Below are 14,432 nucleotides of genomic sequence, written 5' to 3'. Positions count from 1 at the left end.
CCGTGAGTTCGGAACGCTCGGTCGGCGCGGCCGGCTTACTGGCCGTCTGGGAGGCGGGGTTGGCCGCAGGGTACGCCAAGCGCGCCCTGCTGCTGCACTCCGCCGCCCGGCCGGCGGCGGGCAGCGAGGAGCTGCTGGCGGTCCCGATCGGGCGTCGCGACGCCGATCTGTTCGCGCTGCGGCGTGAACTCTTCGGAGAGCGGCTTGAGTTGCGTGTCGCGTGTCGTCAGTGTGCCGAGGAGATGGAGTTCGCGCTCGGCGTGCAGGACGTCATCGGCGCCGGGGCGGCCGAGGTCGCGGACGGACCGCTGGCCGTGGAAGCCGACGGCTGGACGGTGCGGTTCCGGCTGCCGACGGCCGGGGACCTGGCGGCGGTCGAGGCCTCGCCCTCCGCGGAGGCCGGCGCCGAACTGGTCGCCCGCTGCGTGCTGCACGCCGAACGTTCCGGAACCGAGGTGGCGGCCGAGGCACTGCCCGAGCATGTGCGACGGCGCGTCGCCCAGGCCGCGGCCGCGGCCGACCCGGCGGCCGACATCCGGCTCAACCTGGCCTGCCCGGCCTGCGGCCATGCGGCCTCCGCCGAACTGGACATCGCCTCGTACCTGTGGGCCGAACTGGACGCCTGGGCGCGGGGCACCCTGCAGGACGTCCATCTGCTCGCCGGCCACTACGGATGGAGCGAGTCCGAGATCCTGGCGCTCAGCCCGCTGCGGCGCCGCTACTACCTGGAGCTGTGTGCGGATGTCTGACCACTTCGACCGCCTGGTGGGGCGGGCTGCTCCCGCAGCCGCGCCGGCCGGCGGGGCGGACGGCGCTGCGGACGACGGTGTGGTGCGGGTGCGCCCGCGCCTGCCGGGTCCGTTCGAGCGGATGGACGCCTTCGGCGCACGTGTGGAGCCACTCGGACCGGATGCCGGTGAGCGGGAGTGGTCGGAGCCCGCGGGGCGTACGGAGGAACCGGCTGTGCGCCGTACGCCGGTTGAGGACATGCCGCGCAAAGGCCCCGTTCAGCCTGTCCTCCAGCACCTGCCGTTGGTGCTGCGTGAACAGACCGCTCCGCGGCACGGGGTGCTGACCGCCGCCGTCGCGCAGCCTGCCGCCGAACCCGCCACGCGGCCGGCAGGGCATGCCGCCGGGGAGGCCGCCCGTGACGATTCGACGCCCCAACGACCGAATAACCAGCGCCCGTTGACGGAACCGACCGTACGTCATGAGGCCGCTGACGTGCGCCGGGATGCCGCCGTACGTCCCACCGCCGTCCCCGCACAGACCGCGCGTCCCGCGCCACGTCCCGCCGAGGCCGCCGCCGGGCGTCGGTCCGCCCGTGACAGCGCGCGGCAACACCCGCAGGAGCGCACCGTGCACATCAGCATCGGCCGCCTGGAGGTCCGTGCCGTGGGTCGGCGCAACGACGCGGCCGCACGCCCGCGCGAGCGTGCACAGCAGCCAGGTCGGCAGTCGCCCGTCCTGAGCTTGGAGAAGTACCTGTCCCGAGGGGAGGCCCAGCGATGAGCAACACGCTCGCCGTGGCCACGGTCACCGAGGCGCTGCGCCAGCAGATCGCGCAGTCGCTGGCACCCGACATCCCGTTCGCCGTCGACGTCGCAGCGCGCAAGCCGCCCACGGACCCGCCGGCTGAGCCGACCATCACCATCTTCCTGTACCAGGTGACGCCCAACGCGTCCCTGCGCAACGTGGACGCGCCCACCCGCGCGGCCGACGGCACCGTACTCACCCGGCCCGCAGCCGCCCTCGACCTGCACTATCTGATCAGCTTCTACGGCGACGAGGCCGAGCTGGTTCCGCAGCGCCTGCTGGGCTGTGTGGTGCGCACCCTGCACGAGAGCCCGGTGCTGTCCAGCGCCATGATCGAGGCCGCCGCCGAGCAGCCCTACCTCCAGGGCTCCGACCTGGCCGATTCCCCCCAGCGGGTGCGCTTCACCCCCACCGCGCTGGACATCGACGACACGTCCAAGCTCTGGGGGATGCTCTACCAGAACAACACCCCCTACGCCCTCTCCCTCATCTACCAGGGCATCGCCGTGCTGATCGACGGCCGTCCGACCCCGGTCGAGGCCAAGCCCGTCAAGACGCGCACCGTGCACGCGGTGCCCGAAGCCGGCTGAACGGGAGCGGAGCAACAGCCATGGGAGGGGAGAAGGCCAAGGTGCCGGGCGGCCACGACCTGCACCACAAGGCGCTGTCGATGGCGGTGGAAGCGGTGCTGTCCCGCCTGGACGCCCATGCGTCCGGGCGCGACCGCGATGGCGCGGCCGCCGACGCCCGGTCCGAGCTGCCCGCCTGCCCGGACCCGGAGCCCGGCAGCGCCCTGGACACGCTCTGCTCCTGCTTCGGCTTGAGCCCTTTCGAGCGCGACATCCTGGTCCTGGCCGCCGCCGCCGAACTGGACTCCACCACCGCGAGCCGCTGCGCCGCGGCCGTCGGTGACCCGGCGCGGCCGTACCCCACCCTCTCGCTCGCCCTGGCCGCCCTGTCCGACGCGCACTGGAGCGCGCTCGCCCCCGTCGGACCGCTGCGCCGCTGGCGGCTGGTCGAACTCGACGACAGGGACGGGACGGTGGCCCTCACCGCCGCACGCATCCGGATCGACGAGCGGATCCTGCACTTCCTGGTCGGCGTCGACTATCTGGACGTGCGCCTGCACGGGCTGCTGCACCGTGTCGCCCTGCCGGGGGAGGCGCTGCCGGCTGCGTATGAGCGCACCGCGGGCGAGGTGTCCGTGGGCTGGGCCGCAGCCGAGCTGGAGGCGCTGCCGCATGTCGAGCTGGTCGGGGCCGACCGGCAAACCCGCTGGGAGATCGCCGCCGCTGCCGCCCGCGAGTCCGGGCTGACCCTGTACGCGGTCTCTGCCGAGGACCTGCCGACCGATCCCGGCGAGCGCGATCAACTCGCCAGGCTGTGGCAGCGTGAGGCGGTGCTGTTGCCCGCGGCATTGCTGGTGGAGCGGTACGACGGCGCGTCGGGGGTTTCGCTGGGCGAGGCGCCGGCCGGGCTTGCCGCCCGGGACACCTCGGCCGCCGTCGACGCCCTGACCGGCGGGCTCGCCGTACCGCTGGTGCTCTCCGCCGACGAGCCGCGTCCGGCGACCGCTCGCGGCCGCGCCGAGCGTGTGACCGTTCCGGCACTCAGCTCCGAGGAGCAACTCGACGTCTGGTCTGGCGCGTTGGGCGACCTTCCCGACGTCACCGAGGACGGCCTGCGGGGGCTGGTCGCCCAGTTCTCGCTGCCCGCGCACGTCATCCGCGCGGCGGCAACCTCGGTCCGGCGTTCGTCGGGCTCCCGCGACGGCGGCAGCGATCCGACCCAACTCGCCTGGCGGGCCGGTCTGTTGGAGGCCCGCATGGCCCTCGACGAGCTCGGCCGCCGGGTCGAACCGCGCGCCGGCTGGGGCGATCTGGTCGTCGCCGAACGCCAGCGTGCGATTCTCCGCGAGATCGTCGCGCACGTGCGGCGCCGGGCCACCGTCCACCATGAGTGGGGCTTCGAGAGCGTTCTACGTCGCGGACTGGGCGTCACCGCGCTCTTCGCGGGCGGCTCCGGTACCGGGAAGACGCTGGCCGCCGAGGTCATGGCGGGAGAGCTGGGCGTCGACCTCTTCGTCATCGACCTCTCGCAGGTGGTCAGCAAGTACATCGGCGAGACGGAGAAGAACCTCCGCCGGGTCTTCGACGCGGCCGAGCGCGGCGGCGCCCTGCTGCTCTTCGACGAGGCGGACTCGCTCTTCGGCAAGCGCAGCGAGGTCAAGGACAGCCACGACCGGTACGCCAATCTGGAGGTCAGCTACCTCCTGATGCGCATGGAGGCCTACCGCGGGCTGGCCGTCCTCACCACCAACATGAAGAAGGCCCTGGACAACGCCTTCATGCGACGGATCCGCTTCGTCGTCGACTTCCCCTTCCCGTCAGTGCCGGAGCGCGCCGAGATCTGGCGCCGTGTCATCCCAGACCGGACGCCGACGGCGGGACTGGACCCCGATCGGCTCGCCCAACTCACCGTCGCGGGCGGTTCGATCCGCAACATCGCGCTGGCCGGCGCCTTCCTCGCCGCCGAGGAGGGCAGTCCGGTGCGCATGGAGCACATGCTCGCCGCGGCCCGGACCGAGTACCTCAAGCTCGAACGCTCCCTGACGCCTTCGGAGGTGGACGGGTGGGTCTGAACGACGTGCACGACGCGACCGAGGACAGGCGGCGGGCGCCCGCCGCACCGACCGCGATTCGCATCGACATAGGCGAACTCGCCCTCGACGGCTTCGACTTGGCCCCTCGCGACGCCGACCGGGTCCGTGAGGCGTTCCATGGCGAGCTGGACCGGCTGGTCCGCGAGCGCGGCGTCCCGGCCGCCCTGCTCGCCGACGGCGACCGGGCACTCGATCTCCTCTCCGGGCTGCCCGAGCTGCCCGCCACCGGCAACCCGCGCCGCCTGGGCGAGGCCGTCGCCCGCGCGGTCTACGCCGGCCTGTCGGGTGCCGGTGCCGGTGCCGGTGCCGGTGCCGCGAATGGCCGCAGGGGGCGCGGATGAGCGGCACCCACGCGCCCGCGCAGGGTCGGCAGAGCAGCGGCAGCTCCAAGCAGAAGGCGCGCAAGCCGCAGCGCTCCGCCCGTACGCCCGAGCCCAAGGAGATCATCAGCGGGGCCGGCCACCCTCTCGACCCCGGCATCCGCAGGGAGTTGGAGGCGCGGCTCGGTCACGACTTCAGCCGCGTACGTGTGCACACGGACGAGGACTCGGCCGCGCTGGCCGACCTGGTCGGCGCCGACGCGGTCACCGTCGGCCAGGAGATCTTCTTCCGCGCGGGTACCTTCCGCCCCGGCACCGAGGACGGCCGCCGGCTGCTCGCGCACGAGCTGCTGCACACCGTCCAGGCTCCTGACCAGCCGGGTCGGCTGCGTGCGGGCCGCGACTTCGGCGGCGTCAGCCTGTCCACCGACGCCGTCGAGCAGCAGGCCGAGAAGGGCGCGCGCAGCGCGGACGCGGGGCGGACCGAGGTCACGCGGGACAGCTCCGCCACCCCCGGCTGGCTGCGCTACGCTCGCGTCGATGCCGACCGGCTCCGCAGCGAACGCCTCGACCCGGCGACCCTGGTGGACCGGCTGACCGCGGGTATCCTCCGTTCCCTGCGCGGCGACCCCTCGGACTCATCGGGCCGGGTCCGCAAACAACTGACCCGTTTCGCCCCGGAGTTGGAACAGGCGGTGCTCGCCAAGCTCGAACTCCGCCTGCCATCCTCCGACTACCAGCGCGTCCTCGACCTCGCCGAGCAGGCCGCGCACCTGCCCGAAGGCATGGACACCCCGCTCACTCCGGTGCCGGTCACGGACACGGTCGACCGGATCGAGGCCGAGCACGACCAGGACAACGTACGGGAACGCGACCACCGTGAGGCCGAGCAGGAGCACCGCGACGACTCGGCCGGGGGGCGTCGACAGCAGGAGCACGAGGAGAGGTACCCGCAGCAGCGCGTCCACCAGGAGGAGCTGAAGAAGCGAAGGCCCTCCAAGCAGCGCAGGCGCGGAGAGCGGAACGCACAGGGACCCGAGGGGACTTCCTCCTCGTCCGGAGCCGGGGGCGACGCATCCGTATCGTCCGCATCCTCGGCGTCCGACGGCGCCACCAACGGCCAGTCCGCTTCCGCCCGGTCTGATGCGGCCATCGGCGACCAGGCGCAGGCGGACCAGCCGGGTCAGGACCAGGCCCAGGGCGCAACCGCCGGCCAGCAGCAGGCCGACGGCCAGGACGCCCAGGACAAGAACCGCAAGGACCAGCAGGCCCAACAGGACCAGCAGCAGAAGTCCGAGCAGAGCAAGGACACCAAGGACAAGCCCGCTGCCGCGAAGGCCGAGGGCTCGCCGGAGCACGAGCGGAAGTCCGCGACCAAGCAGCCCGTCGCCGGCGGCAAGCCGCACAACCCGGACCACCTGCCCAACCCGCAGCCCGGCCCCGTCCGCCCGGAGGAGGTCGACAAGACCGCGGAGCAGCGCGACGGCTCGCTCGTCCGCCACGGCGTCCTGGAGGGCGACGAGGAAAGCGGCGAACCTCCCGAGCAGGAGCAGCCCGAGGGCCTGGAGCCGGGCGCCGACAACGAGATCGGCGGTCCCCAAGGTGCCGAGAAGCCCGGCGCCACCGGCGGGGCGGAGGCCACGCTCAAACCGGAGGACTTCCTGCCCTCCACCGACCTCGACGTCTCCGCTGTGTCGACGGCCGATCAGATACACCTGTCCGCAGGCGGATCTGCCCCGGCCTCAGCCGAGGTCCCCAGTTTCCCGGCCCCGCCCCCGACCAAGGCGGAGAAGGTCCAGGCGGCGCGCGAAAGTGAGCGCGAGGACGATGAGCCCGCCGAGCCCCCCATCGCGACCGCCCCGCCCGCTCCGGGCCGCCGTACTCCCCAGTCGGTCCCGCAGCCGGGCCCCGTCGCCGAGAACGCGGCCGGGGACCGCACCGAGCACGACCTCCAGACCGAGAAGCCGGTCGAGCAGGAGGTCGGCCCGGACCCCGAGCAGGCGCAACCGGCCGACGACGGTTCCGCGGCCGCTGAGCCGGAGGCCGAGGCGCATCCGCAGGCCGGCGGGCAGACTGACGTGGCGTCGGCCGAACGTCCGCAGACCGAGGGGGGGACCGCCCCCAGCCCGGCCCAGCAGGAGAGTGCCGCCGAGCACAACGAGCGCCAGGAGGCCGAGCACGCCCCGGCTCCCGCAGCGCCGACCTCTGCCCGTGTCGCCGCGCGGCCGGCCGCCGCGCAGCACGCGCAGCAACCGGCGGGCGTCTCCCCTGGATCAGGCAGCGCCGCGGGGTCGACCCCGGGCCGCGCACCTGCCCCCGCCGCTGCTGCCGGCCCGGTCGGCGCGCCCGAGCCGACGGGGGCGATCGTGAGGCCGGGCGCCGCGCCGGGCGGTGTCGTTCCCGCCCGCGCCGCCGCGCAGTCCCCGGCCCTCGGTCCCGCCGACCAGCAGTCGGACGCCCCGGGCGCCCTCGGCGCCCAGCCCGCCCCCGGCGCCTCGCTCGAACCGGGCGGCGGTGCCTGCGCGGGGTCCCCGGAGCCCAGCACCGAGGCCGACAAGCCCGAGGGCAGCGGCGGCGGTTGCGGAGGCGGAGGTGGCGGCGCCCAGGAGCAGAAGAGCCCGGCTCCGCCCAACGTCTCCGATCAGGACCCACAGGCCGCCCTGGGCACGGCCGCCGCTGTGCCGGCGGACCAGACGGTCACCGTCCTCAACGGTGCCGACGGCGCCGTCGACCACTCCATCGGGCAGCAGCAGGCCCAGCTCCAGGCGGCCCCGCCGACCACGCAGCGCCCCTCCGGCGCGCCGCAGACCCTGCAGGGCAAGCCGACGGAGGAGGCCCCCGCCCCGCAGGTGTCGGGCCAGCTGGAGCGGGTCGCCCCGCCGGGGCAGGGCCAGCAGCAGAAGGCCGACGGCAATCAGGTCCAGGGCCAGAACCCGGCGGAGCAGGTCCAGACCCCCAACGTCCCGGCCACCGACGCCGGCAAGGCGGACGCCCACGACGTCCAGAACATGCAGGACGCGGTCAACGACGTTCCCTCCACCGACCCCGGTCTGAACGTCACCGTCGGCCCGGCCCCCCAGGTGCAGCTGACCGGTGACGCCGACCCGAAGCTCACGGACCAGCAGGCCGGCAAGTACAACGACAAGACCTCCGAGATCCAGAACACCGGCCGCCAGGACGCGGCCAAGCCGCTGGGCGAGGACCAGATCTACCCGGACGTGCCGAAGGAGACCCTGAAGGGCAACGTCCCCGGGGGCGCCGGCGGCCAGGGCGGCGGGGGCAAGGCCGGCACGCAGCTGAAGCCCGGTGAGGCCACCGTCGTCCAGCAGCAGCGCGGCCCGCAGATCAAGCAGGCGATCGGCCAGGGTCAGGGGCAGGTGGGCAGCGCCCAGGCCAAGAACAAGCAGCAGCAGGCCGACGCACGTACGAAGAACCAGTCGGACATCGACAAGGAGACGGCAGACAACGCCAGGAAGCAGACGGACAAGCGCGGTGAGGTAGGAGTCCAGGCCAAGCAGGCGCGCGACCAGTGGCGGTCAGAGCAGGACCAGAAGGTCGCCGACTCCGACAAGCAGGCGGATCAGTCGCACACGGAGAACAACCAGAAGATCCTCTCCAAGCGCGACGACAGCAACAAGCAGGTCAAGGACCGGCAGACCAGCGACAACAAGAAGATCCAGGACAACCGCGAGCAGGCGCAGAAGAAGGCCCAGGACGAGAAGGAGAAGAAGAAGCACGAGTCCTCGGGCTGGTTCGGCTGGATCACATCCAAGATCAAGGATGCCTTCAACGCGCTGCTGTCGGCGGTAACGAAGATCTTCGACTTCTTCCGCAAGCTGGTTAACGACATCATCGACGGCTTCAAGAAGTTCGCGGACTCGGTCATCGACACCTGCCGCAAGCTTGCCGTAGAGCTGATCAAGGCCGTCGCCGATACGCTGATCCAGATCTGCGACGTCCTGCTCGCCGCGTTCCCGGCGCTGCGTGACAAGTTCCGCAAGGCCATCGAGGACCTGCGCGACGCCGCCATCGCGGCGGTCAACGCCCTGGCCGACACGCTCAAGGCCGCGGTCAACGCACTCCTCGACGCGCTGGGGGCCGCGCTCAACGCACTGCTGAAGCTGGCCGAGGCCACCCTCAAGGCCATCATCAACCAGGTGCGCTCGATGGTCGAGGCGGCGATCAACTTCGTCAAGGCCGCCATCGCCGCGCTCGGTCAACTCGCGGCGCTCATCGCGGACATCGCCCCGGACCCGGGCGGTTGGCTGAGCAAGATGGGCGCCGCCGCGAGGGACGGCATCCAGCATCACCTCTGGGGCGCGGTCAAGACGGCGGTGAAGGCCTGGTTCGACCAGAAGGTCGAGTCCGTCGTCGGCCTGACGTCCACCCTCCTGAACATCCTCATCAAGGGCTGCATCTCCCTCAAGAAGATCGGCCAGATGGCCTGGAAGGCGATCATCTCCGCCCTTCCGATGATGCTCGCGCAGATCATCATCGAGAAGGTCATCTCGATGATCGTGCCTGCGGCGGGCGCGATCATGACGATCATTCAGGGCTTGATGGCCGCCTGGGGGACCATCAGCAAAATCATCGCCGCCTTCGGCAAGTTCTTCGCCTTCCTGAAGGCGGTGAAGGCGGGCCCGGCCGCCTGCCTCTTCGCGGAGGCGGTCGCAGCCGGTGTCGTCGCCCTCCTCGAATTCGTCTCCCAGTACCTCCTCTCCAAGCTCAAGGGCGCCGGCAAGGCCGTGGGCACCAAGCTCAAGGCCCTTGCCCAGAAGATCCTGAAGGCCCTGGCCAAGGCCGGCAAGGGTGCCAGGAAGGCCGTCGGCACAGCGGTCAACCGCGCTCGGACGGGCCTGCGCAACGCGATGTCCTCACTCCGCGAACGCTTCCCGTCCGGCCGCCGCCCGGCCGAGTCCACCTTCGGAGAGCACCCCCACGAGCGCCCGGGCGAGCCCCATACGACGCCTCGTCACCCCGAGGATGAGCATCCCCAGACACGCCACCCCGAAGAGCGGCCCACCGACACCAGGCGCCCCGCCGAGCACGAGGACCCCAAGTCCACGAAGCCGCACGAGCCGGAGGAGTCCAAGCCCGCCAAGCCGCATGAGCCCGCGGAACCCAAGAGGCCCCACGAGCCCGAGAAGCCGCATGAGCCCGCCCGCCCAAAGCGCCCCGTCTCCCGCGTGGGCCGCGCCCTCAACCGCGCCAAGGGCGCCGTCAAAAGCGCCCTCGCCAAGGCCCGCAACGCGGCCCGGGCCCTCGGCCGCAAACTCAAGAACAGCAAGCTCGGCCGCGCCATCCGCAACGGCGCCCACAACGTCTACGACGCGTACAAGCGCAAGCGCGACCAACTGCGCGACTGGTGGAACAAGCGCAAGGAAGAGCGCCGGCGGAAGCACGAGGAACAACACGGGAAGGAGAACTCGCCGCAGGCGAAGGAGGAGCGGCTGGCTCGCATCGTGGCCCGTATCCGGCCCATACTTCAGCACCTTCTGGGCAAAGGCGTCAGAGGAGGAGTCCTCAACGGCGTCCTGGCCGGCATGCGAGCTTGGTACCGCCTCACCTCGCTCGCCGTGCGGGGCGCAAAGAACTTCGCCGTTCGAGCAGTTCTCAACCCCGAAGAAGACGTCGTACTCGGCAAGAAACTGGAGATCGGCGGCGTCAAGGTCGAGGTGGATCGCATCCTGCGAGCCATACGCAAGATCGGTGAAGAGATCGAGGTTTCAGGCGGTGTGCGGAACGCGAACACCGTGGGACTGCCCAAGGCGGTCGAGGGTACCCAGCCCATGTATGCGATTCGAGCGCAGCCCGGGGCACGCGGCGGAGAGGTCCAAGCGGCGCTGCGTCGTCGGCGCGATCAACCCGGTCTCGATAGCGATGTGGTTGAGCACCAGTCAGCTAGTGTTACCCCGTTGAGCGTGCTGCGTCGCTTCAAGGCGCGGAACGAGCGGCAGCGCAGGAATCCGACGACGGACGCGGGCAAGAGGAACAGGCTCGTGGACGTGACGGACCCGGCGACCGGCCAGGCCAGCGGAGTGTCCTACGGCGAGTTCAAGGCGATTCTCAAGAAGACCGGCGGAAGCCGGCAACTCGCCGAGGACGCTCGCAACATGCTGGCCGGCACAGCGCCACAGGGTGCGCAGCCGGGGCTTGCGGCGGAGGTGAACACCTGGATCGTCCATCAGGAGGGGCACAGGAACATTGGAGCGCTGGCAACGCATGCCATGGCTCTTGATCTCGCGGCCAATGGACACATGACCTTGGAAGAGGCAGTGGATCTCGCACCCATGTCCCCCAAGGGAGCACCTGGCGAGGCGCGGAACCTTGTGAAGTATCTGAACAACTCCCGCATGAATTCACTTCGCCCGGGATTGAAGTACGTACAGAATGCTAATCAGCTTGCCACGCGTGAGATGGCCATGATACGAGCTTGGGTCGACTCGCTGTCCGACCTCGATATAAGTGAAGACGCGAATCCGGAGGAGAAAGAGCGGGAACTGATTCTCGAAATCAGGAAGAGGATTCATGATATGTATGCGGTTCAGGCAGGGGAAGTGCCGAGCGTGCAGGTCTTCCTGAAGAGTTTGGATACCACTGATGTCATCCTTTGAGTTCAAGTCGCCGCGGCTGGTGATGCGCTCTGCGGTCGGAGCCGAGAGCGAGGTCTCCCGCTATGCCGATTCGTTCGTCTGGCCCCTGGTACGCGACGTTCCTGAAGACTTGGAAGTCGGCACCGTTCGTGAACTCGTGTGGCGGATTTCATCAGGAGTGAACCTGACCTTTTCCGTCGACGACGCCACTGGCTGCTCGTATGTATGTGTGGCCGCAGAGGTGGCCAGTCAGTGTGAGGCGTTTACGGAGCACGCCCGGAAGCACCTCGATGTGTTCTCCGTGGAAGAGCTGTTGGAGTTCCATGACCGCGCCGACTCTGCTGAGGAGCGCGCGGGGGCACTGTTGATGTTGGCGCTTGGTTCCCCTCAAAGGCTCGACCAGGTGACATTTTCCAGGATTTCGGCGGGCCTGGCGGACGAGGACTACGACGTCCGAGAAGCAGCCATCTATGCGACCACCTATACGCCTGCCCTGCAATACATCCCGATGCTGCGTCGGATTGCGCGGGAGGACCTGGAGGACCAACTGCGTGCTGACGCGCAGGACGTGCTGGACGCCTACGAAGAGGCCGGGGTGGTGGAAGCCGAGTGACCAGCTACGCAGACATACCCAAACCCATCCGCTCAGGCCTGGTCATCATCGACCCCCAACGCGGAACCCCCAATGAAATCATCGTCCTCCAGTTCAACCCCGACAGCCTGGAGCGCAGCATCGCCCCACAGGCCGCCGGGGCCGACAACCAGTCGGGGGATCGGACGGAGGCGTTGCGGCTGAAGGGGCCGGCCGTCGAGACGTGGAAGCTGACCGCTGACATCGACGCGACCGATCAGCTGGATGTCGCCGCGCCGAACGGGATTCATCCGCAGCTCGCCGTGCTGGAGATGCTGGTGAGTCCGTCGAGTGCCAGCCTGCGCCAGCTGGAGGCGCTGGCCGCCCGCGGCACGTTGGAGATCACGCCCGTCGAGGCGCCGCTGACGCTCTTCACCTGGGGCAACAAGCGGGTTGTGCCCGTCAGGCTGACGGAGTTCTCGATCACGGAAGAGGCGTTCGACGTCGACCTCAATCCGATCAGAGCTCAAGTGGCCATCACACTCCGGGTGCTGACAGTCAGTGATCTACCGGTCACCAATCGGGGGTACGAGCTCTACCTCGCGTACCTGGCGCAGAAGGAGCGGCTGGCGGGTCCCGCCGCGACCCGGCGGCTCAGCGCGCTGGGGTTGAGCGGAAGCGGACTGGGAGGGGTCTGATCAACCATGGCGTCACTGGAGAATCCGCTGGACGCGGTCGCGCTCACTCAGGCGACGACGGCCTACCCGCGATCGAGCCGCTACTACGGACTGGGCACCGCCCGGTTCACGGAACCGGACGGCCATCAGGTCACCTACCTGCGTCGTCGCCTCCTGCCCGACCCGCAGAGCATGGCGGACCTGACCACCCACACCGTCAGCACCGGCGACCGCCCCGACCTCCTCGCCGGCCGCTACCTGGGCAACGCCGAACAGTGGTGGCGGATCGCGGACGCCAACCTGGCTCTGGACCCACGGGAGTTGACTGACGAGCCGGGCCGGCGGATCCGGATCACCCTGCCCAGCGGCGTGCCCGGAGGGGTGAATGGCTGAGAACGGTCCGATCACGACCGGGCCGATCCACCTGACGCTCATGATGGGCCCGCAGCTGGCCGTACCCGTCGCGCAGGAGGTCGCGGACTCGCTCCTCTCCGTGCAGGTGACGGTGGCGTCGGGGCAGCGCAGCGGCTTCCAGCTGGCGTTCGACCTGGCGAAGGACAGCCTGATCAGCCGCACTCTGCTGCCGGGCGGCTTCTTCGATCCCAAGACGCGTGTCGTCATCACGATCACGGTCCAGGGCACACCCACCGTGCTGATGGACGGTGTGATCATTCGTCAGGAAGTCGGCATCAGCAACCGGCCAGGCCAGTCGACGCTCACCGTCACCGGCGAGGACCTGACCGTGCTGATGGACCTGGAGGAGCGAGCCGCCGTCCCGTACCCCGCGATGTCCCCGGCCGCCCGCGTCCAGGCGATCATCGCCCAGTACGCCCAGTACGGGATCACCCCGCTGGTCATCCCGGAGCTCATCCCGCAGACCCCCATGCCCACCCAGCGCGTGGACTTCCAGAAGGGCACCGACCTCGCCTACGTCAACCAGCTGGCGCAGGCGAACGGTTACGCCTTCTACCTCGACCCCGGGCCGGTCCCGGGACAGAGCCGCGCCTACTGGGGGCCGGAGGTCCGCCTCGGGGAACCGCAGCACGCTCTGAACGTCAACATGGACGGGCTGTCCAACGTCGACCAGCTCACCTTCGCCTTCGACGGGACGGCCAGGGAGCAGCCGGAGGCGCGCATCCAGTTGCCGGCCACCCGCGTCTCGGCCGTCCTGCCCGTGCCCGAAGTGAGCGTCCTACGCCCTCCGTTGGCGCGGCGCCCGGCGCCCGCGCTGAAGAAGACCGTCATCGGGGACACCGCCAAGAAGGACAGCGGACAGGGCATCGCGGAAGCCCTCGCCAAGGCGGCGGAATCCGCCGACGCCGTCACCGGCTCCGGGCAGCTGGACGTGGTCCGGTACGGATACGTGCTCCGCGCAAGGGAACTGGTCGGCGTCCGCGGCGCCGGGATCACCTACGACGGCCGGTACTACGTGAAATCCGTGACCCACAACCTGCAACGCGGCTCGTACACGCAGAACTTCACCCTTGCACGCGAGGGGCTGATCGCACTGGAGCCCACGGTCGTCCCCTAGGAGACAGAGAATGGCTGCTGAACCCACCCGTTACCTCGGCAAGTACCGGGGCACCGTGATGAGCAACGCCGACCCCATGCGCGTGGGCCGGCTCCAGGTCCAGGTCCCGGACGTGCTCGGAGACGTGACCTCGACCTGGGCCATGCCGTGCTTCCCGCTGGCCGGTCCCGGGATGGGGCAGTTCCATCTGCCGCCGGTGGACGCCGGTGTGTGGGTGGAGTTCGAGCAGGGCGACCCCAGCTACCCCATCTGGACGGGGTGTTGGTACGGCGGCTTCCACGAGGTGCCGGAAGACGCCATGACCGCCGGCAACGACCCGAACGTGGTGCTCCAGACGCCGGGTCAGCGCCAGATCGTCCTGTCCGACGAGCCCGGCGGCAAGGGCATCACCCTCAAGCACCCCTCCGGCGCGTCGATCGTCATCGACGACACGGGGGTGCACATCAACAACGGCCAGGGCGCGGTGATCTCCCTCGTGGGGCCGACCGTGACCATCAACAACGACGCGCTCAACATCACCTGAATTCCGACGGGGGAAGGCC

At 70.3% G+C, this 14,432-nt stretch carries 11 protein-coding genes; all 11 read left to right on the top strand.

Annotation, left to right across the window (positions count from 1 at the left end):
* Window positions 1–2: 2 nt before the first annotated feature.
* The 11 genes from ACZ5NH_RS37865 to ACZ5NH_RS37815 are packed head-to-tail and all read left to right on the top strand — an operon-like array spanning window position 3 to window position 14,413.
* The gene (locus ACZ5NH_RS37865; RefSeq protein WP_468781895.1) at window positions 3–749 is read left to right on the top strand and encodes a T4 family baseplate hub assembly chaperone; all 747 of its coding nucleotides are present in this window, start codon (window positions 3–5) and stop codon (window positions 747–749) included.
* Complete coding sequence (locus ACZ5NH_RS37860) at window positions 742–1,512, top strand: hypothetical protein (protein ID WP_468781893.1); 771 nt, start codon at window positions 742–744, stop codon at window positions 1,510–1,512. Before ACZ5NH_RS37865 ends, ACZ5NH_RS37860 begins: the two co-directional genes overlap by 8 nt.
* Window positions 1,509–2,126 carry a Pvc16 family protein gene (locus tag ACZ5NH_RS37855; RefSeq protein WP_468781891.1) on the top strand — a complete coding sequence of 206 codons (618 nt, stop codon included), beginning with the start codon at window positions 1,509–1,511 and terminating at the stop codon, window positions 2,124–2,126. Before ACZ5NH_RS37860 ends, ACZ5NH_RS37855 begins: the two co-directional genes overlap by 4 nt.
* Window positions 2,127–2,146: 20 nt before the next feature.
* Complete coding sequence (locus ACZ5NH_RS37850) at window positions 2,147–4,177, top strand: AAA family ATPase (protein WP_468781889.1); 2,031 nt, start codon at window positions 2,147–2,149, stop codon at window positions 4,175–4,177.
* Window positions 4,168–4,539, top strand: a complete 372-nt coding sequence (locus ACZ5NH_RS37845; protein ID WP_468781887.1) for a hypothetical protein — start codon at window positions 4,168–4,170, stop codon at window positions 4,537–4,539. The genes ACZ5NH_RS37850 and ACZ5NH_RS37845 overlap by 10 nt, the downstream gene beginning before the upstream one ends.
* Window positions 4,536–11,132, top strand: a complete 6,597-nt coding sequence (locus ACZ5NH_RS37840) for an eCIS core domain-containing protein (RefSeq protein ID WP_468781885.1) — start codon at window positions 4,536–4,538, stop codon at window positions 11,130–11,132. The genes ACZ5NH_RS37845 and ACZ5NH_RS37840 overlap by 4 nt, the downstream gene beginning before the upstream one ends.
* Entirely contained in the window at window positions 11,119–11,724 is a 606-nt protein-coding gene (locus ACZ5NH_RS37835) for a hypothetical protein (RefSeq protein WP_468781883.1), read from the top strand. The genes ACZ5NH_RS37840 and ACZ5NH_RS37835 overlap by 14 nt, the downstream gene beginning before the upstream one ends.
* The gene (locus ACZ5NH_RS37830; protein WP_451555178.1) at window positions 11,721–12,380 is read left to right on the top strand and encodes a CIS tube protein; all 660 of its coding nucleotides are present in this window, start codon (window positions 11,721–11,723) and stop codon (window positions 12,378–12,380) included. Before ACZ5NH_RS37835 ends, ACZ5NH_RS37830 begins: the two co-directional genes overlap by 4 nt.
* A gap of 6 nt (window positions 12,381–12,386) precedes the next feature.
* On the top strand, window positions 12,387–12,752 hold the full coding sequence (locus tag ACZ5NH_RS37825) for a LysM peptidoglycan-binding domain-containing protein (protein ID WP_468781881.1): 366 nt from the start codon (window positions 12,387–12,389) through the stop codon (window positions 12,750–12,752).
* Window positions 12,745–13,890 (top strand): hypothetical protein, encoded by a 1,146-nt coding sequence (locus tag ACZ5NH_RS37820; protein ID WP_468781879.1) that lies wholly within the window; start codon window positions 12,745–12,747, stop codon window positions 13,888–13,890. Before ACZ5NH_RS37825 ends, ACZ5NH_RS37820 begins: the two co-directional genes overlap by 8 nt.
* A gap of 10 nt (window positions 13,891–13,900) precedes the next feature.
* Window positions 13,901–14,413: a phage baseplate assembly protein V gene (locus ACZ5NH_RS37815; RefSeq protein ID WP_468781877.1), complete on the top strand. Its 513-nt coding sequence runs from the start codon at window positions 13,901–13,903 to the stop codon at window positions 14,411–14,413.
* Window positions 14,414–14,432: the final 19 nt, after the last annotated feature.

It is taken from the genome of Streptomyces sp. NPDC031426 (assembly GCF_055581585.1).
The sequence above is the reverse complement of the archived record's forward strand: the minus strand, read 5'-3'. Positions and strand labels throughout refer to the sequence as shown.

Excerpts from the sequence above, each read along its gene's own strand:
- ACZ5NH_RS37860 (WP_468781893.1), top strand. The coding sequence starts at position 742 with ATGTCTGACCACTTCGACCGCCTGGTGGGGCGGGCTGCTCCCGCAGCC.
- ACZ5NH_RS37855 (WP_468781891.1), top strand. The coding sequence starts at position 1,509 with ATGAGCAACACGCTCGCCGTGGCCACGGTCACCGAGGCGCTGCGCCAG.
- ACZ5NH_RS37850 (WP_468781889.1), top strand. The coding sequence starts at position 2,147 with ATGGGAGGGGAGAAGGCCAAGGTGCCGGGCGGCCACGACCTGCACCAC.
- ACZ5NH_RS37840 (WP_468781885.1), top strand. The coding sequence starts at position 4,536 with ATGAGCGGCACCCACGCGCCCGCGCAGGGTCGGCAGAGCAGCGGCAGC.
- ACZ5NH_RS37835 (WP_468781883.1), top strand. The coding sequence starts at position 11,119 with ATGTCATCCTTTGAGTTCAAGTCGCCGCGGCTGGTGATGCGCTCTGCG.
- ACZ5NH_RS37825 (WP_468781881.1), top strand. The coding sequence starts at position 12,387 with ATGGCGTCACTGGAGAATCCGCTGGACGCGGTCGCGCTCACTCAGGCG.
- ACZ5NH_RS37820 (WP_468781879.1), top strand. The coding sequence starts at position 12,745 with ATGGCTGAGAACGGTCCGATCACGACCGGGCCGATCCACCTGACGCTC.
- ACZ5NH_RS37815 (WP_468781877.1), top strand. The coding sequence starts at position 13,901 with ATGGCTGCTGAACCCACCCGTTACCTCGGCAAGTACCGGGGCACCGTG.